This is a genomic window from Spirosoma arcticum (genome assembly GCF_054779955.1).
Genome location: NZ_BAAGXG010000006.1, coordinates 147,551 through 169,456, shown reverse-complemented (window position 1 = coordinate 169,456; position 21,906 = coordinate 147,551). Strand labels below are relative to the sequence as shown.

Below are 21,906 nucleotides of genomic sequence, written 5' to 3'. Positions count from 1 at the left end.
TCATGAGTACTATTGAAACGTGCCGAAAAAGTTTGGGTTGGTATTGGCCTACTGATTTCGCTTGTAGATAACCACCGGCTCCTGCGCCCACAAACGACTGCGTACTTCCTGCTGATCGGTGGGCGATAATTGGTTGATATTGGCCAAGCTGCCGTCGCATCGGTACACGTGGCAACTTAGGCACGACCAATGATAGGCATACAGGTCAATGTACGTTTCGCCCTTGTACGTTGCCACCGTAACAATGTCGGCCTTCGACTGCTCAATGCGGGAACGCAGCCAGGGGATGCGTTGGGCAGGATTTCGGACACCGCAAACGACGCTGTCGGCGTAGGGGCCAACGTCTTCATCTTTCTGACAAGCGATAGATGAAGCGGTCAATATCACAAACAGGAAAGTTGTTTTCATATCAGGGATACGGTTGATGCGTTAACAGTCTATCACCAATTTGAAGCACTAACTGGTTGGTGTCTATGTGAACCACAATCCATTCAGGAGAAGTGAAGGCGTACTGAGACGCACAGAGCAAATCAACGTAGTTGCAATATTCTGGCTGATCGGCTGAGCTGTTCACAAATAGAATCTGGTCCTTCTTCTCAAATCGCCGGGGTACACAACAGGCACCGTCCCGACCATTATGGTCATAAAGAATTCTACCACCTGGCTGAAACTCGATGATGATTCGTTCGGCCGAATCGATTACTTGTGGAGCACGCTTGCCAACCTGCGTCTGGACTAATCGCCACGTTTGGTACAATGGACCGGCTGGTCCAACGTCCCCATCTTTCTGGCAGGCTCCGAACAACAAGACCAGTAAACTGGCAAGTGGGAATAATTTTCTCATACTTTTCACGTCAGGGTGCCGGTTCAAAAATCAGCGTTGTTTGCTCATTGGTGAGAATGAGCTTATCATCGGTTAGGGCTGTTACCTGCCACCGTACACCAGTTGTAAGTTCGGAGGAAGAGCTACAAAGCGATTGGGCGCAGAACAGAGTAGGGTCGGATGCGTCAATTGTGAACGTGATTGATTCGCCTTCAATGTCAAAGAGGCTGGGCTTGCAACACCCACCTGATTCCTTCGCCGTGCCGTAAAGCAACTGACCGTTCCGCAGAAACTCAACTCGCAAGGCATACGCCCTATTGAGTATAACATCCCGGCCGTCCCGCAAGGACTGTGTTTGTAACCACGTTTTGTGAAGTTGGCGTTTTTGCCTCGGCGCTAAGCCATCATCACGGCAGCTCGAAATCGTTATTGCGAGCACCAGGTACAAGGTTAACCATTTCATGATTTCGTCCGTTTTTGAGTAGATGACCAATCCATCTGCCATTTCGTTGGAATACACGCAAAAAATAGGCACAGCCCCTCGGCATTGCTATCGTTGACCTCGGCAACCTAATCTGGTCTTGTACAATCAAAAAATGATTTTATCGTAACTTGTGCAAAAAACAGGTTATGAACGCTATAGATATTCAGAATCAACCGGATCACTACATTATCAGCATCAACAAGAAAGCTGTCAGTCAAGAGTTTATGCTCGAACTGCTGGAGCGTTTACAGTTGGAGCAATTAGCGAACAAGATAGATTTAGATGACTCAATACTGGCGTTAGGCGAGGAAATTAACGCCAACTGGTGGCAGCAAAATAAGCACAGGTTCATCAATCACTGATTCTCTCATTGACAAATTTATTCTCTGTGCCAATTCCAATAGTGTTCATGAACGTGTTCTAATCTCTTGATTTCTTGTTGAACATGAGGGTCTTTTCGGTTAATTATTACCTCAACTTGTCCGTTATTTTGATTAACCAGATTCACATAATATGAATTAATTCTATTGTTTAGCTGCGAGTAAAGAATGTAAATCATAATTGTTGTGTGGAAAATATCTACCCATTCATCAAAGGGTAGATTCTTCAATTGAGCATATTCGTCTGCTTCTATATAGTTATTCAAATGAATATTCCTTTGTAAGAATGAATAGTTCGAATGTGCTATTGAGTTTCTTATTTGTGTTTTGTAAGCCATTTGAAACGCGTCATATAATACAGGTATTTTGTACTGAAACCGATTTCTTACATCTTTTCTAATAATTTCTTGCCGAGTTCCAGTTGCAAGTTTGTCACGCCCACTTTCAGATAATTTAAAATGCCAGTCGTATGGTTCACTGTTAATTAACCTTACTAATTGATAAAACTTTTTTATAAAACTGTCTGCCTCCCAAATTTTGAGATATGAAAGCATTTCAACTTGAACCGAGAATTCTTCGTGACTAGTTAATTTTTCAATTTCTTCTTGTCTCTCCTCTGACCACTCGACATCTTTTAGGTAGGTCTCATAAGAAATTTGACTCGTAGCCGCTTGAATGTACGTGTTGATAAAATTTTTATGCAAAGATTCAGAGTGTCCTTCTGAATCAGGGCCAATCGAGTAAGGACTTAATTCTATATCCAAGCCCGTCCAATTTTTCACTTCTGGTTTGTATAATCCGTTTGTGCAAACTAGAAGTAAGTCGCCATTGTGAGCTTGATTACTTTTAGCCATTTCAAATAGTTGATCAAAGGCAGGAGCCAATAAGTTTTCTTTTTCTTCAAGTAAGTTATTAAATAGCATTTTTATAATTGTTATTTTGTAGCGCCAAGATAAAATAGAGAACGTATAATGTCAACACGCATCGCCATCATTGGCCCCGGTAAAGTGGCGCATCTGCACGCCAAAGCCGTTTTACAAACGCCTGATACCACATTAGTCGCCGTCTATGGCCGGACGTATCAGAAAGCCGAAGACTTTGCCAACGAGTACGGCATTCGGGCATACAGCGACATTAACGATATGGTCGACCGCGAAGACGTAGACCTCTGCATCGTCACGACGCCCCATCCCGCCCACCGCGATCCGACCGTAGCCGCCCTGGATGCGGGGGCGCACGTGCTGGTGGAGAAACCGTTGGCGTCGTCGCTGGAAGACTGTGATGCCATGCTCGAAGCCGCCCGCCGGAACGGTCGCTATTTAGGTACTATCAGTCAGCGCCGGTTCTACGCGCCTTCTATGCGAATTCGGCAGGCCATCGACACAGGGCAGATTGGAAAGCCCGTGCTGGGCATGGTTCAGATGCTCGGCTGGCGGGGCGAAGCGTATTACCAGAGCGATCCGTGGCGCGGCTCATGGGCGGGCGAGGGCGGGGGTGTGCTGGTCAATCAGGCCCCGCATCAACTCGATCTGCTGCTCTGGTACATGGGCGAGGCCGAAGAAGTCTTCGGTATCTGGCGTAACCTAAATCACCCGTACATTGAAGTAGACGACACCGCCGTGGCCATTGTGAAATTTAAAAATGGCGGGCTGGGTAATTTAGTGGTTAGCAACAGTCAGAAGCCGGGGCTTTACGGCAAAGTACACGTTCACGGCGAGAACGGCGCGTCGGTCGGTGTGCAGACGGATGGCGGCTCTATGTTCGTTGCCGGTATGTCGGGCATTACTGATCCACCCGTCAACGACATCTGGATGGTGCCCGGCCAGGAAGATAAGCTGTCGGCATTCGTCGCTGAAGACACGGCGTTTTTCAAACAGATCGACGCAACGGTCTATTTCTTTGGCTTGCAGATCGCCGACTTCCGCGACGCCATCCGGGAGGGTCGCCCCCCGATGGTCACCGGCGACGATGGCCGCCGGGTGGTGGCGCTGTTCCAGGCCATTTACGAATCGACCCGGACGGGTTTACCGGTGCGGCTTTAGTAACAGTCCAACAGTCCGCTTTTGCATTTATTCCATCCCTAAACGAACGAATTCTATGTCTATGAATCTGTTGGAATTGGCGAATAGCTACATCAGCAATGATGTCGTTGAACAAGTCAGCACGACGCTTGGCGAAACCCCGCAGAACACACAAACAGCCATCAATGGGGCACTGCCGACGGTGCTGGGCGGACTCATTCAGAAATCGGCTGAGCCGGGCGGCATTGGTGGTATTATGGACATGGTTGCCCAGGTAATAACGCCTAACCGGGCGGGCGGGGAGGTCATTACGCCGGAAGGGGGCGTGTTCAGTCAGTTGGGTAGCCTATTCGACGGAAATGACGGCACCCAGATGAGCAGCTTTATGTCGATGGGGTCGGGGTTGGTAACGAGCCTGTTCGGTGACAAAGCAGAAGGCATAGCCAGCGCGTTATCGGCTCATAGTGGCATTAAACAAACGTCGGCTTCGTCGCTGATGAGTTTAGTAACGCCCGTGTTGCTGGGCGTTTTGGGCAAACGAATAGAGGCCGATGGCAGCGGTCTGTCCGGGCTGGCTGGGTTACTGAGCAGTCAGGCCGGTAGTGTGCAGACAGCTCTGCCGTCGGGATTAGCATCACGGCTGGGTGGTACGCCGGAAATGGCTACGACGGAAAATCTGAACAGCCCCTCAGCCCGTGTGGAACCAGACAGCACCACCCTACGCGTGACGCCACCGGTTGCGCCCTCAACCACATCGCCCGTGGCAGTAGGCGACGTTGACCAGCCCGTAGCAGGGATTCCGGCGTTCAGCAATGACCACACCTCGGGTGGCGGCAGTCGCTGGCTGCCGTGGCTGCTGCTGGCCCTGGGCGTAGCCGCGCTACTCTATTTTCTGATGGGGTGTAGCAGCGACCGGTCGGGAGCGAATACGGATAAAGATAACCCCATGGCCGATACTGCCAACGTCGCGTCAGATGCCAACACGGACACCAAAATAGGACCAGCCATCGACTCGATTAGCTCGGCGGCAAAAGCTACGCTGGACTCGGCACAAAAACGGTAAAAGAAGTCGTGAGTCTGATAGTCGTAAGTCGTAAGTGGCTGCCGCGAGTTTTGCTTTCGCGGCAGCCACTTACGACTTACGACTATCAGACTCACGACTTCTTTTACCACAACTCCGCCGGATACTCACCCGTTTCGTGCAGTTGGCTGAGGGCCGCCTGAACGGTTGGTTTATCGTCGGGGTAGGTGACGCCGAACCAGGCCGATTTACTGCGGAACACTTTGCAGCGACCCGTGTCGGTCTGGATCAGGTTCGTCATCACCGTCGGGATGTAGAATTCGGCTTTGGGCGAGTCGATGTTGGCAATGGCGTAGCTCTCGAACTGATGCTGCAGCAGCGGGAACACACTGGGCTTGAAGCCCCAGAAGTTCATCGAAACCGGCGTGTCGGGCGCAATGGGCGTCACCCCCTCGCCCTCTTCAAATACAATTCGCGGTTCCCCCGCCGGTCCACTCTCCGCCTGCTCGTAAATTTTTGTCCGCTCAATCACCGATGTCAGGTGACCGTAAGCGTCAACGGCGCACACCCCGCGCGACACCGAGCCATTTTCTGATAGTGTATTCTTAACTTCGTAACCTACCATTGCGTGGAGGTTATCATCCGTATCCGTGCGTAGAAAATCGCTGATGAGTTGAAACGCTTCCAGCCCATAGAAATCGTCGGCATTGATAACGGCGAAGGGCGAATGCGTATGGTCTTTGGCGCATAGCATGGCATGACCCGTTCCCCAAGGCTTCGTGCGTTTGACCGTGCCTAATTCAGCCGGAACGTAGGAATCGAGCGCCTGAATAGCGTAATCCACCTCAATTTTGCCAGTTAGTTTCTTGGCAAATACTTCGTCAAAATCATCGCGCAGTTCCTCGCGGATGATGAATACGACCTTGCCAAACCCGGCCCGGATGGCGTCGAAGAGGGAGTAGTCGATAATGGTTTCGCCGTGCGGCCCAAACTGATCGAGTTGTTTAATACCACCATAGCGGCTACCCATGCCAGCCGCCAAAATCAGGAGAGTAGGTTGCATTCGTTTAATTTTCGGTAAATAATTGGCAATCAGCCACTGCCGACGCATCGTGGTCAAAAATAAGAAAAGGTTGGTTTGGTTTCTAAAACGAGACTGAAATACGAGCGTAGTCCATACGCTATACGGCAAAAACACGACCGATAAATCACCTTTTCTTAAAATTTAATCTAACCAACGTACAATTTATATTGTTGTCTTTATAACTTTACGCACAACAATAGTTGTTTTAACAATTAGTATGCTTCATCAATGAAAAGTCCGACATACCCACCTCATCAGGCTGGGCGCGTCGGCACCACCATTATGCCATTTTATCATACACTCGGTCAAATTCCCCCAAAACGGCACACGCAATTTGCGAAGGCCAATGGCGACGGCCGACCGGGCCAACCGGGGTCGCTGTACTACGAGCAACTGTTCGGCACGGTTGGCTTCGACGGCATGTCGTCACTGCTGTATCACGTTCACCGCCCGACGATGGTGCGCGAAGTGCTCGACAGCGTGGACATGACGCCGAAATTGGCGGTGGAAAAGAATATGCTGGCGCGGAAGATGATCGGTTTCAACATAGTTTCGGCGGAACGGGCTGATTTCCTCGACAGCCGCACACCACTGTTAGTCAACAACGATCTGATTTTTGGTCTGGCGGCTCCAGGCCCATCACCCAGTACTTATTTTTACAAAAACGCCGACTCCGACGAACTGCTGTTTGTGCATCGCGGGTCGGGCAAGCTCCGTACACTGTTCGGCACAATCTCATTCGGCTACGGCGACTACCTCGTCATTCCGCGCGGGACAATTTATCAGATCGAATTCGATGGACCGGGCACACGCCTGCTTTACGTCGAGTCAGGCACACCGATTTACACACCCAAACGCTACCGGAATCACTTCGGGCAACTGCTCGAACACTCGCCTTTCTGCGAACGCGATATCCGGCGTCCGCAAGATCTCGAAACGCACGACGAAACCGGCGACTTTCTGATCAAAATCAAGAAACAGGGATCGCTGCATTCGCTGGTATACGCCAGTCACCCGTTCGATGTGGTGGGCTGGGATGGTTACAATTACCCGTACGCGTTCAACATCCAAAACTTTGAGCCGATCACGGGGCGGGTGCATCAGCCACCCACGGTACACCAAACCTTCCAAACCGATGCGTTTGTGGTTTGCTCATTCGTACCGCGCCTGTATGACTATCACCCGCTGGCGATTCCGGCCCCGTATAACCACTCGAATGTGGACTCCGACGAGGTAATTTACTACGTCGACGGTGATTTTATGTCGCGCAATGACATTGCACCGGGCCACATCACGCTGCACCCCGGCGGCATTCCGCACGGCCCCGCCCCCGGCGCGATGGAGCGGAGCATCGGCAAAAAAGAAACTGTCGAATACGCCGTTATGGTCGACACCTTCCGCCCCCTGATGCTGACGGAGCAGGCCGTGGCAATTGACGATGGGAAGTATTATAAATCATGGCTTGAATAAACACCTCCTCGCCGGAACGCCCCGTCCCCTCCCGCAACGGCGGACCGCCCTGGGGTGAGGGAAACACCAACAAACACAACTATGGAAACACTCGAATTAGAACAACCAACGATTACCGACTTCCTGCCCCTCAACGGCACAGATTACCTTGAACTGTACGTGGGCAATGCCCGGCAGTCGGCGCATTATTTCCAGACGGCATTTGGCTTCCAGCCGCTGGCCCACGCGGGCCTGGCAACGGGTCTGCGCGACCGCGAATCCTACGTGTTGCAACAGGGTAAAATCCGGCTTGTGCTCACCTCGCCCCTGCACGGCGATACCGAAATTGGGCGGCACATTGACCAGCATGGCGACGGCGTTCGGGTGGTGGCGCTTTGGGTTGATGATGCTACGCGGGCGTTTGACGAGACCGTGAGCCGGGGAGCCAAACCGTATCTGGAGCCAACCCGCGAAGAAGACGCTACCGGCTACGTGGTGCGGTCCGGCATTCATACCTACGGCGATACGGTGCACATTTTTGTAGAGCGTACCGACTACACCGGACTATTCCTGCCCGGCTATCAGGCTTGGAACCCAACGTATCGCCCGGCCAATGCGGGCTTGAAATACGTCGATCACATGGTTGGTAACGTCGGCTGGAACGAGATGAACGTCTGGATGCAGTTTTACGCCGACGTAATGGGGTTTCAGCAACTCGTTTCGTTCGACGATAAAGACATCTCGACCGACTACACGGCCTTGATGAGCAAGGTAATGAGCAACGGTAATGGACGCGTGAAGTTCCCGATCAACGAACCCGCCGAAGGCAAAAAGAAATCACAGATTGAGGAATACCTCGACTTTTACGGCGGTCCGGGCATTCAGCACATCGCCGTGGCCACGGACAACATCGTGGAAACGGTACTGGCCCTGCGCGACCGGGGCGTTGAATTCCTGACCGTGCCCGATACTTACTACGACACGCTGCAAAGCCGCGTTGGACCAATTGACGAAGAAATTGCGACGCTGCGCCCACTGGGCGTGCTGGTCGACCGGGACGAGGAGGGTTATTTGCTTCAGATATTCACAAAGCCCATTTGCCCCCGCCCTACGTTATTTTTCGAGATTATCCAGCGCAAAGGAGCCAAATCGTTCGGAAAAGGCAATTTTAAAGCCCTTTTTGAAGCCATCGAACGCGAACAGGAGTTAAGAGGAACGCTATAAAAAAGAATGAATAATATAGATTGAATAATGCAAAATGCCTTCAAGGCCGCTTGTTGTAAATTTGATGTTACCCAGACGCTACATTATTCATTTTGCATTATTCATTCTACATTAAACTATGAACCAGGATTATCAAAAATACACGCCCGATGAGCAGGCGGTTTGGAAACTGCTGTTCGAGCGGCAGATGACGCAACTGCCGGGGCGGGCGAGTCAGGCGTACATGGACGGGATCGTGGCGACGGGTTTTCCGAACACCAAAATCCCCGATTTCGAGCGGGACCTCAACCCCCGGCTACTGCCGCTAACGGGCTGGCGTGTCGTGGCCGTTCCAGGCCTGATTGACAACCGCGAGTTCTTCGAGTTGATGGCCGACCGACAGTTTCCGGCTACGACCTGGCTTCGTCCCCGCGATCAGTTGGACTACCTGCCCGAACCCGATATGTTCCATGACACGTTTGGACACGTACCGGTGCTGACTAACCAGTCGTTCTGCGATTTTCTGGCCGCGCTAAGCCGGATCGCGTTGCGGTTTGTGGATCACGAAGAAGCTATTGACATGATTTCGCGGCTGTACTGGTACACGGTCGAGTTCGGGCTGATTCAGGAAGCTGAAGGTTTGCGCATCTACGGAGGGGGAATCCTGTCATCGCCCGGCGAGACGATTTACAGTCTGGAAAGTGAGGTGCCCAGGCGTATTCCGTACGACGTGGCGACGCTGCTACAAACGCCCTACATCATCGACCATTTCCAGGAGCGGTATTTTGTGATCGACTCCTACGAGCAATTATACGAATCGGTCCCGGAAATCGAGGCAACGTTAGAAGGGCTATTAGTCAGTTAGTTTGGTTATTTTTGTCCGTAATCCTGCTGCCAACTGCATCCCGTTCATTGCGAATGACCCATCCCGCTGACACCCGTGCCTACTTCTTCAAAATTGACACGACGATCAAGAAAATTCGTAACGCCCTCCAAAAACAGTTCTCCGACGCGGGTTTCGACCTGACCGTCGACCAGTGGGTGGTTATCGACCATCTCTACCGCAACCCCGGCATCAGTCAGAATACCATTTCGGAGATGACCACCAAAGATGCGCCGACCGTGACGCGCATCATCGACCTGCTGAGCCAGAAAGGCCTGACCGAACGGCGTATGGCCGACACCGACCGGCGCAAGTTTTTGGTGTACCTAACCGAAGCGGGTGAAGCAAAATACGGCGAAGTGCTGCCCGTGGTATCGGCAATGCGACGCAAAGGCTGGGGCAGTCTGAGCGACGATGACTATCAGCATTTTGTCCGAATTATGGACTCGATTTATACCAATGTAAGTGAGTAAAAAATGGATAATGAGTAATACACAATGAATAATGCCGCCACTGACATTATTCATTGTGTATTACTCATTATCCATTAACCTATTATGTACGGAATTTTCAGCACTGCCGATACGCCACCCCGCGCGGGCTTTCGCGTGGGCGATCAGGTCATCGATCTGGCCGTGGCGCATAATTTTGACCTGTTTCATCCGATTGATTTACCCAGCGACATTTTTGAGCAGTCCACGCTGAACGATTTCATTTCGTTGGACAAATCCACGCACCGGGCCGTGCGCCAACGCTTGGCTGACCTCATCGACAGTGCCGACAGCGAATTATACGCTTTCCCGTCGTTTGTATTCGTGCCCCTATCCGGGGTGACCCTGCACCTGCCCGTCCGCATCAGTGATTACACTGATTTTTACGCGGGTATTCACCATGCCAAAAATGTGGGGCGCATGTTTCGACCGGATGGCGACCCGCTGTTGCCCAACTACCGCCACATGCCAGTAGCGTATCACGGGCGGGCATCGAGCATCGTCGTGTCGGGAACGCCGATTCGCCGACCAAACGGGCAGAGGCTGGGACCCGATAATCAGCCGGTGTTCGGTCCGTCACGGGCGCTGGATTTCGAGTTAGAACTGGGTCTGATAATTGGTAAGAGCAACCCTCTGGGCGAACCCGTACCGGTCGATGAAGCCGAGGATTATATTTTTGGCGTCACGCTGTTCAACGACTGGTCGGCGCGGGACATTCAGCGGTGGGAATACCAACCATTGGGGCCGTTTTTGGGGAAAAATTTTGGGTCCAGCATGTCAGCCTGGATCGTCCCGTTTGCCGATCTGGAGCCGTTTCGCGTGGCCGGGCCGATGCAGGAACCGTCGCTCCTACCCTATTTGCAAGCAACCAAACCGGGCCACTTTGACTTACCGCTGGAGGTTGTTCTTCAGCCAAACGATGGGCCGGAACAGGTCATCAGCCGCTCGAATGCCCGATATTTGTACTGGAGTTTCGCGCAAATGATTGCGCATCATACCGTCAACGGCTGTAACCTAAACGTGAGCGACGTGCTGGCCACGGGCACTATTTCCGGCCCAGAACTTGACGCCTGCGGCTCACTGCTGGAACTGAGCTGGAACGGCACCCGGCCGCTTACCTTGCTCAACGGCTCGACCGGAACCGCATCGGCGGATCGGCCGACCCAACGAACGTTTTTGCAGGACGGCGACACGGTGACCTTGCGGGGCTGGGGCGAATCAGACGGTCAGCGCGTTGATTTGGGCAACGTTTCGGGGGCAGTGATGCCTTCGCGTTGACAGTTGTAATTCACCCTTCCGACAGACACTCTCGCCAAAACACATTCATGTAATGACTAAAATCATTGACCCCGCCGATCTGACGCCGAACGAGTTTTACAAATTCATGATCGGCACCATCGGCCCGCGTCCCATCGCGTTTGCCAGCACCATCGACGCGCAGGGCAATGTCAACCTTAGCCCGTTCAGTTTCTTCAACGTGTTCGGCTACAACCCACCAACGCTGGTATTCGCGCCGAGCATTAACCGGCACGGCCACAAAAAACACACACTGCTCAATGTTGAAGAAGTGGGTGAAGTGGTCATCAACGTGGTCAATTACGCGATGGTGGAGCAGATGTCGCTGGCAAGTGCCGAGTTTGAGCGGGGCGTCAATGAGTTCAGCAAAGCAGGGTTTACGGCCGTGGCCTCGGACAAGATTCGGCCGCCACGCGTCGCCGAGTCACCAGCCGCCTATGAGTGCATTGTGAAGCAAATTATCGCCACTAATCCCGACGACGATGGTCCGACATTCCGACCCGGCGCGGGGCATTTAGTCATTTGCGAAGTCGTGATGGCGCACCTGGACAACGCTATTTTTGATGAAAAAGGAACGATTGATCCGCACCGCGTTGACCTCATTGGCCGGTTGGGGGGCGACTGGTACGCCCGTGCCCACGGCGACGCGCTGTTTGCCGTAGGACGACCCAAAACCGGCATCGGCGTCGACCAAATTCCAGCTACCATCCGCAACAGCGCCATTCTGACGGGTAATGACTTAGGTAAATTAGGCAGTGCCGACACCCTCCCCTCACCTGCCGACATCAGTGCCTATCAAGACTCGGGTGTATTGAAAACCCTGTTCGACGAAGCGCAGAACGGCTGCCAGTACCTGCCCGATCTGCTGCACCTCAGAGCAAAGCAGTTTTTATCCAAAAACAACGTGCGGGAAGCCTGGTTGACGTTATTACAGGTACGCTAACTAATGGTTGGCGGTGTGTAACAGGCTTGCACTCCGGTCAGTATCGCATCCGTTGTTTGATCACATCACTTACTACGCTCATCCTGTGGCCAGCGAAAGCAAAGAGTTTACCCTTGGGGTTGAAGAAGAATACCAGATCATTCACCCCGATACCCGTGAGTTACGCTCCCGCGTCCAGGCCATTTTGCCCCAGGCGCAGGCCGTGCTGGGCGATCAGGTAACGCCCGAATTATACCGGTCGCAGATCGAGATTGGCACCGCCGTTTGTCATCAATTGACCGAAGTTCGGCAGGAGTTGTCGCACTTACGTCGTCAGGTAATCGCAGCGGCCGACAAAGAAGGCAGCCTGATTGCCGCCAGCGGAACACATCCCTTCTCGCACTGGGATGAGCAAAAACTAACGGCCAAAAAGCGCTACGCCGAAATCGCCACCAGCTACCAGCAATTAGCGCGGGAGCAGTTAATTTTCGGTTGTCACGTACACGTGGGCATTCCAAATCGGGAGTTGGCCATTCAGGTCATGAACCGGTCGCGGCCCTGGCTGGCGTCGCTGCTGGCGCTGGCCTGCAACTCGCCTTTCTGGCTGGGCGTCGACACGGGTTACGCCAGTTTCCGCACCGAAATCTGGGGGCGCTGGCCAACCGCTGGTATACCGCAGACCTTTAACTCATGGGCTGAATACGAAGGTGTGATCGCTCAGTTGGTTGCGGTGGGTAGTATCTCCGATTCCTCCAAAATTTACTGGGATGTGCGCCCTTCCTCGCATTACAACACGCTGGAGTTTCGGGTTACCGACGTATGTCTGACGGTAGACGAGGCCGTGATGATTGCCGGTTTGATCCGGGCCTTAGCCCGAACCTGCGCCGACGAAGCCGAGCGATTCGTTGAAAGTAGCCCCGTTCGCCCGGAGGTGTTGCGGGCCGCGCACTGGCAGGCAGCCCGTTTCGGACTTGACGATGCGTTGATTGACACCTCGGCGGGTCGATCCGTCCCCGCCCGTGAACTGATTGAGAAGCTGCTGACGTTTGTCCGCCCAGCGTTGGAGGAGTACAGCGAGTGGGAAGAAGTTTCCAGTTTAGTGAAGGCTGTACTTAAACACGGCACGGGCGCGGCACGACAGCGAAAAATATACGCTAAAAATGAGAACCTACAGGACGTAGTCGATCTCATTATCGCCGAAACAGCTAAGGCGGGAAAGTAGGCTGGCACGTAGCGATACCAGCGGTTTATTTGGATTAAATAGCCATATTACTGCGAAAAATAGGCGTCTCGTCACTGTAAACGCCCTTCTCCGCATGAATGACCGGGCTATTCTACTCACCGACGGCTTGTTGACCACGTCCGACGCCAAAACCGCACACGGCCTGATTCGCGGTACGGACCGCTATACCGTCGTGGGCGTAGTGGACGCATCCAATACCGGGCACGATGCGGGTACACTTCTGGACGGTCACCCTCGAAGCATCCCGATTTTTGCGTCGGTCAGTGACGCGCTGATGCAGGTCGGGCCAATCGCGTGTGCCATTGTAGCCGTAGCAACGGTTGGTGGGGTACTACCACCCAACATGCTGACGGACATAAAAGAGACTCTTCAACACGGCCTTTCAGTTGTCAATGGCCTGCATGAATTCTTAAACGATAAACCCGAGTTAGTCGCCCTATCCCGACGGCACGGTGGGCAACTTATCGACGTACGACGACCCAAACCCCGCCACGAACTGCACTTCTGGACGGGCGAGGTTTATCAGATTACGTGCCCGATTATTGCCATTCTGGGCACTGACTGTGCGCTTGGCAAACGCACCACCGCCCGCCTGATTCAGGAGACCTGTCAGCAGCATGGCCTGAATGCTCAGATGATTTACACCGGACAAACGGGCTGGTTACAGGGCGGGCGATACGGATTTATTGTTGATTCGACGCTGAACGACTTTGTTTCGGGCGAACTGGAACACGCCCTGGTGTCGTGCTGGCGCGATACCAGGGCCGATGTGCTGCTCATCGAAGGTCAGGCGTCGTTGCGAAATCCGAGCGGCCCATGCGGCTCAGAGTTTTTGGTGTCGGGCAATGCGCGGTATGTCGTGCTGGTCCATGCCCCCAAACGAACCCATTACGATCATAACCCGGCCTGGGGCCAAATCCCGTCTGTCGAATCCGAAATTACGCTGATTCGGGGTTACGGTTCGACGGTTATCGCGCTGGCCCTCAACACCGAAGGCTGTAGCCGGGAAGAAGCGGTGGCGTATCAAAAACACTACGCTGACCAGTTTGGCATTCCGGCTCTGTTGCCACTGGAGGAGGGCGTGGGAGCCGTTTTGCCCCTTATTCAGCGGTTAACTGTTACAGCTCATGCGCATTAAATCGCTGCGGTCGTACCGCCAAAATCTCGCCCTGACTAAGCCGTACACCATCGCGTACCAAACCATATCGACCGTTGAAAATATCTTTCTGGAGATTCAACTCAACAACGGCATGGTTGGTCTGGGGGGGGCTAACCCCGACCCGGACGTCGTCGGTGAGTCGCCCGAACAGGCGTTCCAGAACCTACAAAGCGAGTGGGTAACGGGTTTGATCGGTCGTGACATCCGGCTTTTTCAGTCGATCACTAACGAAGCGGGTCAACAGTTTCCCAACGCGCCGGGCACGTTGGCCGCCCTCGATATTGCCTTGCACGATGCGTTTGGGCAGTATCTGGGTGTTTCGGTGGTGCAGTTTTACGGTCAGAAAATCCGGTCGCTGCCGACGTCTGTTACCATTGGCATTATGAACGTGGCTGATACGCTGGCTGAAGCGGCTGACTATTACCAACTGGGATTCCGGGCACTGAAGATCAAAACCGGATTGGCGGTTGATGAGGACATTGAACGGGTAATGAAGCTTCGGGAGCGATACGGCCAACAACTGACAATCCGCGTCGATGCCAATCAGGGCTATACACTAACTCAGTTGCAGCGATTTCTATCGGCAACGCACACCTGTACCATTGAGTTGATCGAACAGCCTTTAGCCGTCGGACACGAACATGAGTTGCTGAGCTTACGGGAGGAAACCCGGCACTTGCTGGCCGCTGACGAATCGCTGAAAGGCCCCGAAGCGGCCCTGGCCTTGTCGCATCACCCACAGCCGTTTGGTATTTTTAACGTCAAACTGATGAAATGTGGCGGCATTCGGGCCGCACTCGCCATTGCCACCATTGCCCAAACCGCTCACATATCCCTATTTTGGGGCTGTAACGACGAAAGCCGGGTCAGTATCACGGCTGCGCTCCATGCCGCCTTCGCCTGCTCCAACACGCGCTACCTCGATCTTGACGGCAGTCTTGACTTAGCTGAGGACATCGTTTCGGGTGGTTTCGTCCTCGAAAACGGTTTTATGCGACCCACCACCGGAACAGGCTTAGGTTTGCACCGTAACCCATAATTCCCGCCATGCTTCCTTACTTCCCTTTCGGTCAGCAGTTTAACGATAAAATGGGGACGTATCCCCTACCCGAAAGCGACCGGCTCGTTGAAGTAGATAGGCATTATTTAGACGAAATTGCGCTGAAACGGCAACTGCTGACCAAACTGCCGAACTACTATTATCAGGCATTACCAGGCCATGAAACCGCCCAATGGGAAGTAGTGGAAGTGGTTTTGCAAAACATGGCGCGGTTCCATCCCGATCAGTTCACGCTTCGGCAGGCGCGGGATCGCTGGCACTGGCACAACCGCCTGCTGAGCGAAGAAACAATGTTTACCTTCGGTGATTCGGGGACGCTGCCGCTTCAGCCGCTCGATTGGGTAGGTCGGCAGGTGCAGGAAGATTTGACAATACTCGCCGGTGCTGATCCGTACGCCGACACCGTCCCGTTAGTGGCCGGGCAGCTTTGTTTTGGCAATGGCTGGTGCTTAAACGAAAAACTTGGATTACCCTTCTGGCAGATTCACGCCCCCATTGTGCCAATTGTGGAACCCATGATCCGGGCCGCGCAGAAGCTTATGGAACGGCTGCCCGTGGGCCGGGCGGTGTGGCGCGTGAACTGGAGCGTGAAGGTGAGCAATCAGTTGGACATGACCAGTCGCCACACCCCTGCCCTCGATCAACTCCTGCCCGATCTCACGCCCGACACGATTGGCGATAACCTGTACATCCGCATAGAACGGCAAACCCTGACGCGACTACCCCGGTCAGAAGCCATTTTGTTCGGCATTCACACCTACCAGAATCTGCTGGCGAACGAAGTAGCCACCCGACCCGACGGCGCTGAACGGATGGCGCGGGTATTCAGCACCGCGCCCCCCGCCATGCTCGCTTACAAAGGCATGACCCACTTGCTGCCCCCGTTACTGGCGTATCTGACCCGCTCACCCCGCCACTAAGACCATGACCAAACTCGCTCGCACCATCGGACTTCGCTCGGCCATGCTGCTGGTTGTCAGCAGCATTGTTGGCTCCGGGGTTTTCAAGAAAGTTGCGCCGATGGCCGCCGAACTGGAGTCGCCCCTGCTGGTGCTGGGATGCTGGCTCGTGGCCGGTCTGGTGAGTTTAGCGGGGGCGCTGAGCAATGCCGAAATGGCGGGGATGTTTCCACAATCGGGGGGTGAATACGTCTATTTTCAAAAGACGTACGGTCGGTTGTTTGCTTTTCTGTACGGCTGGGGTGCCTTCATGGTCGTGAAAACGGCTACCATCGCGGCACTGGCGCACGTTTTCGGCCAATCGCTGATTCCGGTTCTGGGCTTGTCCGATGCGTCGGCGGGGCTGTCGGTCAAGTGCGTGGCCTCGCTGCTCATTGCCGGACTAAGCTGGGTAAACTACCGGGGCGTTGGGCTGGCGGAGAGCCTGAGCCGAAACCTGACGTACCTGATGTTCGGGGCGGTAGCGGTTATTGCCGTACTTGGTTTTCAGGCCGATTCCGGCAGTCTGGCGAATCTGACTCAACCTGCTCAGGCAGTCAGCACTCACACCGATGGCGATTTGTGGAAGGTAGTCACGGTGGCCTTGCTGGGTGCATTCTGGGGGTATGAAGGCTGGAATTACATTGGTTATATCGGTGATGAAGTCAAGAATCCGCAACGCAATTTACCCTTGGCGCTGGGTATCGGTACGGGCATCGTCATCGGTTTATACCTACTGCTCAACGTTGTGTACCTGTACGTGCTGCCAATTGACGCACTGGCCCGGTTAGCTGCCACGCCCGAAAAAATTGCCGCCGTCGAGGTAATCAGGCATGCAAGTGGCTGGATTGGAGCCGCTTTTATTTCGGGCCTGATCTTAGTGACAACCTTCAATTCGACTAATGCGTCGATTCTGATGTCGGCCCGCATCTTTTATGCCATGGCCCGCGACGGTTTATTTTTCCGGTCGGCCGCCCGCATCCACGAAACATACCAAACACCCACGGTCGCTATTGTGCTACAGGGCATTTGGTCGGTTATCCTGGTTTGGTCGGGAAGCTTCGATCAACTGACCGATATGTTGATTTTTGCGTCGTTTATTTTCTACGGATCAACGACTTTTGGAGTGTTGCTGCTCCGCCGAAGATACCCTGACCTGCCCCGTCCGTACCGCGTTGTCGGCTATCCGGCCGTACCAATTCTGTTCTGCATCTTTTGCGCATTGCTGGTCATTATGACGCTCGTAAGCCAGCCCCGTGAAGCCCTCACCGGTCTGGGCCTGATGGCAACGGGCCTGCCGTTTTACTGGATCTGGCACCGACAAAATGCCCGAGTGGCACCGTAAAATCCGGCGAAATAGTGTAGTCGGCAAAACAGACCGACTACCACGCGGTTAAGACGAATGTGATATTGGGTTATGAACCAGTAAAAATTCAGTCCGACATGAAGCTTTTCCTTTCTGTCATTGGCGTACTCATCCTTGTCAATTGCTCCGGCAAGAAGGGCGACCGGTCGATCCGCACCGACACCGTCTCTTCTCCTGTAGCCGCCATACGCACGCCGGACAACGATTCAGTCAATGAGGGTAGCAATCGCTCCGGTGCGCGGGCGGGTATGTGGACGTACGAAAAAACGGTTGATAAAACCGGCGTTACTGTTTATAACGCATCTGTTACTTCGTCTAATTTGCTCCAGTTTGCCTACCCGTACACGGGTGGATCGACTGCCACGCTGGTCATTCGCGAAAAAGACGGCAGTGATCAGGCGTACATTGAGGTAGCAAACGGGCAGTTTAACCGAAGTTTCCAAAACGGCAGCGCCCGCATTCGTTTCGATGGTAAACCGCCCGTTACGTACTCGTTAGTGGCAGCGGCAAACGGCCGGGCCAACATTGTCTTCTTCGATGGGGAACGCAGTCTTATCAACCAGATCAAAGGTGCCAAAAACATGGTGGTTCAGGTAATATTCGACGGCCAACCGACGCGGCAGATTGAGTTCCGAACGGCTGACCTACGCTGGAATCATTAACGCGGCTGCTTCAACCACGCATCCTGACGAAAATCCAACTGTTGTATGGGCATTCACATCGGCACTTCGGGCTGGAGCTACGATCACTGGCAGGGCATTTTGTACCCGTATCCTACCCCGGTTCATGACCGATTGGGTTACTATGTGCAGCACTTCGAGACGGTCGAACTCAACAGCAGCTTCTACCGATGGCCCAAGCAAGCCACCTTCACATCGTGGCGGGAACGTCTGCCCCATTCATTTCAACTGAGCGTCAAAGCGCCCCGTGGTCTTACCCACGCCAAGAAACTGTACGCCCCTGAAACGTGGATGGAGCGGATCAAGGCCTGCTGGCATCAGTTGCAGCACAAGCGGGCGGTATTGTTGGTACAACTCGCACCCCAGCATACCTGCGATTACGACCGGCTGGCGTACTTTCTGGCTCAGGTTCCTCCCTGGATGCGGGTGACCGTGGAATTTCGCCATCTTAGTTGGCACAACGAAGCCATTTTCCGTCTGTTAGAGCAGTTTCAAGCCGCCTATTGTATTATGAGTGGTGCGCATCTCCCCTGCATCCTGCGAACCACCGCTCCCTTCGTCTACGTCCGACTGCACGGACTGGATGCGCAGCATCTGTACGGAGGTTCGTACTCCGAAACAGATCTGCGCTGGTGGGCCGACCGCATTCGGGAGTGGGTCAGCATGGGTAAGGACGTGTACGTGTACTTCAACAACGACGGTGGCGGCAACGCGGTGCGCAACGCCCAAACGCTACGCTGGCTAACCGGGCAATATGAGTAGGTGACGAGCCGAATGAAATCGTCATACACTTCTTATTTTCCCCTACGCTAAATTATTGAAATCATAACCGAATTGACTGCCCTGAAATGTGAGTCCGGGTAGATAAACTTCGTAACTTCTCTACGGCTTAATTAGATGTCGTATGAGAACGGTATGGGTGATGGGACTGATTGGTTTGTGGTTGGTTAGCAGCAGCACGTTCGCGCAGACTAAATCGGCAAGGGGCCAGAAGTCTGGCTTAGGGGCTGGTTTGAAAGGCGAGTATTTCAGCGGGCCAAACTTCGAGCGAAAAGTACTGACCCGCACCGATGCGCAAGTTGATTTCAACTGGAACTGGGAGTCGCCCGGACCCGGTGTGCCGCGTGAATACTTCTCGGCACGGTGGACGGGTAAACTCTACGCGCCAACGTCGGGTACGTACCGGTTTAGTGCGACGGTGGACGATGGCGTGCGCGTTTGGGTTGGCGGCAAAAAAGTGATCGACGAATGGCGCAAGCAGGACGACAGCCGCTTCGTCGGGGAGATTTCGCTGAACGGCAAGCAATTGTACGATCTGCGAATTGAATACTACAATGACTGGAAAGGCAGTGTAATTTCGGTCTTTTGGGAGTCGCCCGAAGATCGGCGGCTACTCAGTTTTGCGTCGACGCCCCGCCAGTTGATCCCCGCAAAATACCTTTTCAGCCGACCCGTTCAGCCGTTGGCTTCCCCGCCCGCCGTAGCCAGACGGGAGCCAGCAACTGTCCGAACGCCAGTAGCGCTAAAAGCAACCAGCCGCCCTGCCGACAAACGGGCTACGTCCGATTTAACCGCGCTCAAACCAGTAGCAACTCGCACCAAAAGCAAAGCCGCGCTTACGCCCCTTCCTCCTATCGTACCCACATCGTCTCCTAAACCCGTTCTTGCAGCGGTTGTGCCCGAAGCAGTTAAACCCACGCCGGTGACGCCCGAAGTAGAGCCATTCGGTACGCTCAAGGCGGGAAAAACCGTTGTTCTTCAACATGTTGTATTTACCCAGAGCGAGTACACACTATTACCGGAATCATACCCGGAACTGAACCGATTAGTGCGGGTGCTGCAAACCAATCCAGCCCTCAACGTCCAGATCAGTGGCCACACTGACAACGTCGGCGACAAGCGGCTCAATCAGACCTTGTCGGAATTCCGGGCTAAAGTAGTGGCCAGTTACCTCATCCGGCATGACATTGCCGCTACCCGAATCACGCACAAGGGTTACGGCGGCTCCCGACCCATTATCGACAATGCCAGCGAAGAGCAGCGGGCGCAAAACCGCCGGGTCGAATTCGTCGTCACCGAGTAGCGGGACTTAGCGGCACCTGCTGGCTTGCAGTCGGTTTCGTTATTATCGGCAAACAACCCCCGCGCTACTGTGTTCTTACTGCACAACGAACTAAGGAAACGTTATGAAAACGAGTGTACTAAGCACCGTCATTGCCGCCGGACTTCTGCTTGGCGGCTGCGGTCAGGATAGCAAGGACAAGGCCAAAGAGCAGAACGAGAAACGGATCGACCAGCAGGCCACCGCCATCAGCGACGATGCAAAAGTCGACGCCAAGAAAGTAGTTGATAACATGATCGAGTTGTTCAGCATGGGCATGACCGAGTACGAACTCAGCAAAGTGGCCCAGCAAAAAGCAACCAATCCTGAAGTCAGAGCCTACGCGCAACGCACCATGAACGAGCATCAGCAGGGCGAGAAACAACTCCGCGACATGGCCCGCACTATGAATATTACCCTGCCCACCAGCATGGCCAAAGACGGAAAGGACCGGCTCGAAGATTTACAGGAAGAGAAACCCGGCACCGCCTTCGACACGCAGTACCTCAAAGAAATGACGAACGTGAACGACAAAGCGACCGAAGCCGCTGATGACCTCGCCGACAACGCCCCCAACGACGCCGTCAAAACCTTCGCCCGCAAACTCGAAGAGGGCGACAAGAAACACCGGGATCAGGCGAAACAGTTACGAAACGTGCTGAACTAAATAAGCAGCACTCGCTATGAACAGATTAATTTTATCGCTCCTGATCGTTACCACACTATTCGTCAGCTACGGCTGCTCACCAAAACCGGACAGCACCAAAATTGCCGAAGAGACAAACGACAGTTTGGTTGAACAGGCCACGCCCGTCCAGGCTGAGCGATTGGCTGCCGATTCAAAAGCCAACGCCAAAGATGTGGCCGAGTTCATGGTTGCCGTCGCCGATGCCGGGCATACGCTCGGAGCGCTCAGCCAGTTGGGCGTCGAACGGGCTACCAATCCGGCCGTTAAGGCATTTGCGCAGCAGGCACTCGACCAACAACGCGAACACGAAAGTAGTCTGGCTGATGTTGCCCAAACCTATAAAATCGTATTGCCCAGAGCGCTTTCGACCGATAACGAAACCAGGGTGAACCGCCTGCGCGACGAAAAAGCGGGTTCCGACTTCGACAAAGCTTACCTGCGTTACATGGTCGATATTAACGATCAGGCCATCAGCAAGACCAAGAAATTAGTCGATAATGCCGATAGCCCCACCGTTAAAAGCCTCGCCCTGACGATCTCAGCCGACGACGAAAAGCAGATGAATGACGCGGATAAATTAATGAATAATCTATGATGTAGAATGGATAATGCAC

24 protein-coding genes are annotated in these 21,906 nt (G+C 53.7%); 19 read left to right on the top strand and 5 right to left on the bottom strand.

Annotation, left to right across the window (positions count from 1 at the left end):
• Positions 1–48: 48 nt before the first annotated feature.
• Genes ACYVHB_RS15200 through ACYVHB_RS15190 form a run of 3 tightly spaced genes read right to left on the bottom strand, consistent with a single transcriptional unit; the run spans position 49 to position 1,286 of the window.
• Entirely contained in the window at positions 49–408 is a 360-nt protein-coding gene (locus tag ACYVHB_RS15200) for a hypothetical protein (RefSeq protein ID WP_461052609.1), read from the bottom strand.
• Between the two features lies 1 nt (position 409).
• Positions 410–844, bottom strand: a complete 435-nt coding sequence (locus ACYVHB_RS15195; RefSeq protein ID WP_461052608.1) for a hypothetical protein — start codon at positions 842–844, stop codon at positions 410–412.
• A gap of 10 nt (positions 845–854) precedes the next feature.
• Entirely contained in the window at positions 855–1,286 is a 432-nt protein-coding gene (locus ACYVHB_RS15190) for a hypothetical protein (protein WP_461052607.1), read from the bottom strand.
• Positions 1,287–1,453: 167 nt separating this feature from the next.
• Between ACYVHB_RS15190 and ACYVHB_RS15185 the strand changes: the two genes are divergently transcribed.
• Entirely contained in the window at positions 1,454–1,669 is a 216-nt protein-coding gene (locus ACYVHB_RS15185) for a hypothetical protein (RefSeq protein ID WP_461052606.1), read from the top strand.
• 17 nt (positions 1,670–1,686) lie between these two features.
• On the opposite strand, the gene ACYVHB_RS15180 is transcribed toward ACYVHB_RS15185, so the two are convergent.
• Positions 1,687–2,610 (bottom strand): hypothetical protein, encoded by a 924-nt coding sequence (locus tag ACYVHB_RS15180; protein ID WP_461052605.1) that lies wholly within the window; start codon positions 2,608–2,610, stop codon positions 1,687–1,689.
• A gap of 48 nt (positions 2,611–2,658) precedes the next feature.
• On the opposite strand from ACYVHB_RS15180, the gene ACYVHB_RS15175 reads away from it, so the two are divergent.
• A complete protein-coding gene (locus tag ACYVHB_RS15175) occupies positions 2,659–3,729 on the top strand; it encodes a Gfo/Idh/MocA family protein (protein WP_461052604.1) in 1,071 nt (356 codons plus the stop codon).
• A gap of 61 nt (positions 3,730–3,790) precedes the next feature.
• Positions 3,791–4,771, top strand: a complete 981-nt coding sequence (locus tag ACYVHB_RS15170) for a DUF937 domain-containing protein (protein ID WP_461052603.1) — start codon at positions 3,791–3,793, stop codon at positions 4,769–4,771.
• A 103-nt stretch (positions 4,772–4,874) separates the two neighbouring features.
• Here ACYVHB_RS15170 and ACYVHB_RS15165 read toward each other — a convergent pair whose 3' ends face one another.
• Positions 4,875–5,792 carry a nucleotidyltransferase family protein gene (locus ACYVHB_RS15165; protein ID WP_461052602.1) on the bottom strand — a complete coding sequence of 306 codons (918 nt, stop codon included), beginning with the start codon at positions 5,790–5,792 and terminating at the stop codon, positions 4,875–4,877.
• 303 nt (positions 5,793–6,095) lie between these two features.
• Here ACYVHB_RS15165 and ACYVHB_RS15160 point away from each other — a divergent pair, with 303 nt between their 5' ends.
• From ACYVHB_RS15160 to ACYVHB_RS15085, 16 genes are all read left to right on the top strand, one after another.
• A complete protein-coding gene (locus ACYVHB_RS15160) occupies positions 6,096–7,283 on the top strand; it encodes a homogentisate 1,2-dioxygenase (protein WP_461052918.1) in 1,188 nt (395 codons plus the stop codon).
• Positions 7,284–7,364: 81 nt separating this feature from the next.
• Positions 7,365–8,486 carry a 4-hydroxyphenylpyruvate dioxygenase gene (gene hppD, locus ACYVHB_RS15155; protein WP_461052601.1) on the top strand — a complete coding sequence of 374 codons (1,122 nt, stop codon included), beginning with the start codon at positions 7,365–7,367 and terminating at the stop codon, positions 8,484–8,486.
• Between the two features lie 118 nt (positions 8,487–8,604).
• Positions 8,605–9,330, top strand: a complete 726-nt coding sequence (gene phhA / locus ACYVHB_RS15150) for a phenylalanine 4-monooxygenase (protein WP_461052600.1) — start codon at positions 8,605–8,607, stop codon at positions 9,328–9,330.
• A 53-nt stretch (positions 9,331–9,383) separates the two neighbouring features.
• On the top strand, positions 9,384–9,821 hold the full coding sequence (locus tag ACYVHB_RS15145) for a MarR family winged helix-turn-helix transcriptional regulator (RefSeq protein ID WP_461052599.1): 438 nt from the start codon (positions 9,384–9,386) through the stop codon (positions 9,819–9,821).
• An 84-nt stretch (positions 9,822–9,905) separates the two neighbouring features.
• Positions 9,906–11,117, top strand: coding sequence for a fumarylacetoacetase (gene fahA / locus ACYVHB_RS15140; protein WP_461052598.1), 1,212 nt, complete (start codon positions 9,906–9,908; stop codon positions 11,115–11,117).
• A 52-nt stretch (positions 11,118–11,169) separates the two neighbouring features.
• The gene (locus ACYVHB_RS15135) at positions 11,170–12,078 is read left to right on the top strand and encodes a flavin reductase family protein (RefSeq protein WP_461052597.1); all 909 of its coding nucleotides are present in this window, start codon (positions 11,170–11,172) and stop codon (positions 12,076–12,078) included.
• Positions 12,079–12,163: 85 nt separating this feature from the next.
• Positions 12,164–13,279, top strand: a complete 1,116-nt coding sequence (locus ACYVHB_RS15130; RefSeq protein ID WP_461052596.1) for a carboxylate-amine ligase — start codon at positions 12,164–12,166, stop codon at positions 13,277–13,279.
• Between the two features lie 94 nt (positions 13,280–13,373).
• Positions 13,374–14,438, top strand: coding sequence for a DUF1611 domain-containing protein (locus tag ACYVHB_RS15125; protein WP_461052595.1), 1,065 nt, complete (start codon positions 13,374–13,376; stop codon positions 14,436–14,438).
• The gene (locus ACYVHB_RS15120) at positions 14,428–15,498 is read left to right on the top strand and encodes a mandelate racemase/muconate lactonizing enzyme family protein (RefSeq protein ID WP_461052594.1); all 1,071 of its coding nucleotides are present in this window, start codon (positions 14,428–14,430) and stop codon (positions 15,496–15,498) included. The genes ACYVHB_RS15125 and ACYVHB_RS15120 overlap by 11 nt, the downstream gene beginning before the upstream one ends.
• Positions 15,499–15,506: 8 nt before the next feature.
• Positions 15,507–16,439: a heme-dependent oxidative N-demethylase family protein gene (locus ACYVHB_RS15115; protein WP_461052593.1), complete on the top strand. Its 933-nt coding sequence runs from the start codon at positions 15,507–15,509 to the stop codon at positions 16,437–16,439.
• A gap of 4 nt (positions 16,440–16,443) precedes the next feature.
• Positions 16,444–17,802: an APC family permease gene (locus tag ACYVHB_RS15110; RefSeq protein WP_461052592.1), complete on the top strand. Its 1,359-nt coding sequence runs from the start codon at positions 16,444–16,446 to the stop codon at positions 17,800–17,802.
• A 98-nt stretch (positions 17,803–17,900) separates the two neighbouring features.
• Entirely contained in the window at positions 17,901–18,485 is a 585-nt protein-coding gene (locus ACYVHB_RS15105; RefSeq protein ID WP_461052591.1) for a hypothetical protein, read from the top strand.
• 45 nt (positions 18,486–18,530) lie between these two features.
• Positions 18,531–19,265, top strand: a complete 735-nt coding sequence (locus ACYVHB_RS15100) for a DUF72 domain-containing protein (RefSeq protein ID WP_461052590.1) — start codon at positions 18,531–18,533, stop codon at positions 19,263–19,265.
• A 142-nt stretch (positions 19,266–19,407) separates the two neighbouring features.
• Positions 19,408–20,586 (top strand): PA14 domain-containing protein, encoded by a 1,179-nt coding sequence (locus ACYVHB_RS15095; RefSeq protein WP_461052589.1) that lies wholly within the window; start codon positions 19,408–19,410, stop codon positions 20,584–20,586.
• Positions 20,587–20,689: 103 nt separating this feature from the next.
• Entirely contained in the window at positions 20,690–21,271 is a 582-nt protein-coding gene (locus ACYVHB_RS15090; RefSeq protein WP_461052588.1) for a DUF4142 domain-containing protein, read from the top strand.
• 16 nt (positions 21,272–21,287) lie between these two features.
• Positions 21,288–21,887 carry a DUF4142 domain-containing protein gene (locus tag ACYVHB_RS15085; RefSeq protein WP_461052587.1) on the top strand — a complete coding sequence of 200 codons (600 nt, stop codon included), beginning with the start codon at positions 21,288–21,290 and terminating at the stop codon, positions 21,885–21,887.
• Positions 21,888–21,906: the final 19 nt, after the last annotated feature.

Coding starts and splice junctions, on each gene's coding strand:
- ACYVHB_RS15200 (WP_461052609.1), bottom strand. CDS start 408: ATGAAAACAACTTTCCTGTTTGTGATATTGACCGCTTCATCTATCGCT.
- ACYVHB_RS15195 (WP_461052608.1), bottom strand. CDS start 844: ATGAGAAAATTATTCCCACTTGCCAGTTTACTGGTCTTGTTGTTCGGA.
- ACYVHB_RS15190 (WP_461052607.1), bottom strand. CDS start 1,286: ATGAAATGGTTAACCTTGTACCTGGTGCTCGCAATAACGATTTCGAGC.
- ACYVHB_RS15185 (WP_461052606.1), top strand. CDS start 1,454: ATGAACGCTATAGATATTCAGAATCAACCGGATCACTACATTATCAGC.
- ACYVHB_RS15180 (WP_461052605.1), bottom strand. CDS start 2,610: ATGCTATTTAATAACTTACTTGAAGAAAAAGAAAACTTATTGGCTCCT.
- ACYVHB_RS15175 (WP_461052604.1), top strand. CDS start 2,659: ATGTCAACACGCATCGCCATCATTGGCCCCGGTAAAGTGGCGCATCTG.
- ACYVHB_RS15170 (WP_461052603.1), top strand. CDS start 3,791: ATGAATCTGTTGGAATTGGCGAATAGCTACATCAGCAATGATGTCGTT.
- ACYVHB_RS15165 (WP_461052602.1), bottom strand. CDS start 5,792: ATGCAACCTACTCTCCTGATTTTGGCGGCTGGCATGGGTAGCCGCTAT.
- ACYVHB_RS15160 (WP_461052918.1), top strand. CDS start 6,096: ATGCCATTTTATCATACACTCGGTCAAATTCCCCCAAAACGGCACACG.
- hppD (WP_461052601.1), top strand. CDS start 7,365: ATGGAAACACTCGAATTAGAACAACCAACGATTACCGACTTCCTGCCC.
- phhA (WP_461052600.1), top strand. CDS start 8,605: ATGAACCAGGATTATCAAAAATACACGCCCGATGAGCAGGCGGTTTGG.
- ACYVHB_RS15145 (WP_461052599.1), top strand. CDS start 9,384: ATGACCCATCCCGCTGACACCCGTGCCTACTTCTTCAAAATTGACACG.
- fahA (WP_461052598.1), top strand. CDS start 9,906: ATGTACGGAATTTTCAGCACTGCCGATACGCCACCCCGCGCGGGCTTT.
- ACYVHB_RS15135 (WP_461052597.1), top strand. CDS start 11,170: ATGACTAAAATCATTGACCCCGCCGATCTGACGCCGAACGAGTTTTAC.
- ACYVHB_RS15125 (WP_461052595.1), top strand. CDS start 13,374: ATGAATGACCGGGCTATTCTACTCACCGACGGCTTGTTGACCACGTCC.
- ACYVHB_RS15120 (WP_461052594.1), top strand. CDS start 14,428: ATGCGCATTAAATCGCTGCGGTCGTACCGCCAAAATCTCGCCCTGACT.
- ACYVHB_RS15115 (WP_461052593.1), top strand. CDS start 15,507: ATGCTTCCTTACTTCCCTTTCGGTCAGCAGTTTAACGATAAAATGGGG.
- ACYVHB_RS15110 (WP_461052592.1), top strand. CDS start 16,444: ATGACCAAACTCGCTCGCACCATCGGACTTCGCTCGGCCATGCTGCTG.
- ACYVHB_RS15105 (WP_461052591.1), top strand. CDS start 17,901: ATGAAGCTTTTCCTTTCTGTCATTGGCGTACTCATCCTTGTCAATTGC.
- ACYVHB_RS15100 (WP_461052590.1), top strand. CDS start 18,531: ATGGGCATTCACATCGGCACTTCGGGCTGGAGCTACGATCACTGGCAG.
- ACYVHB_RS15095 (WP_461052589.1), top strand. CDS start 19,408: ATGAGAACGGTATGGGTGATGGGACTGATTGGTTTGTGGTTGGTTAGC.
- ACYVHB_RS15090 (WP_461052588.1), top strand. CDS start 20,690: ATGAAAACGAGTGTACTAAGCACCGTCATTGCCGCCGGACTTCTGCTT.
- ACYVHB_RS15085 (WP_461052587.1), top strand. CDS start 21,288: ATGAACAGATTAATTTTATCGCTCCTGATCGTTACCACACTATTCGTC.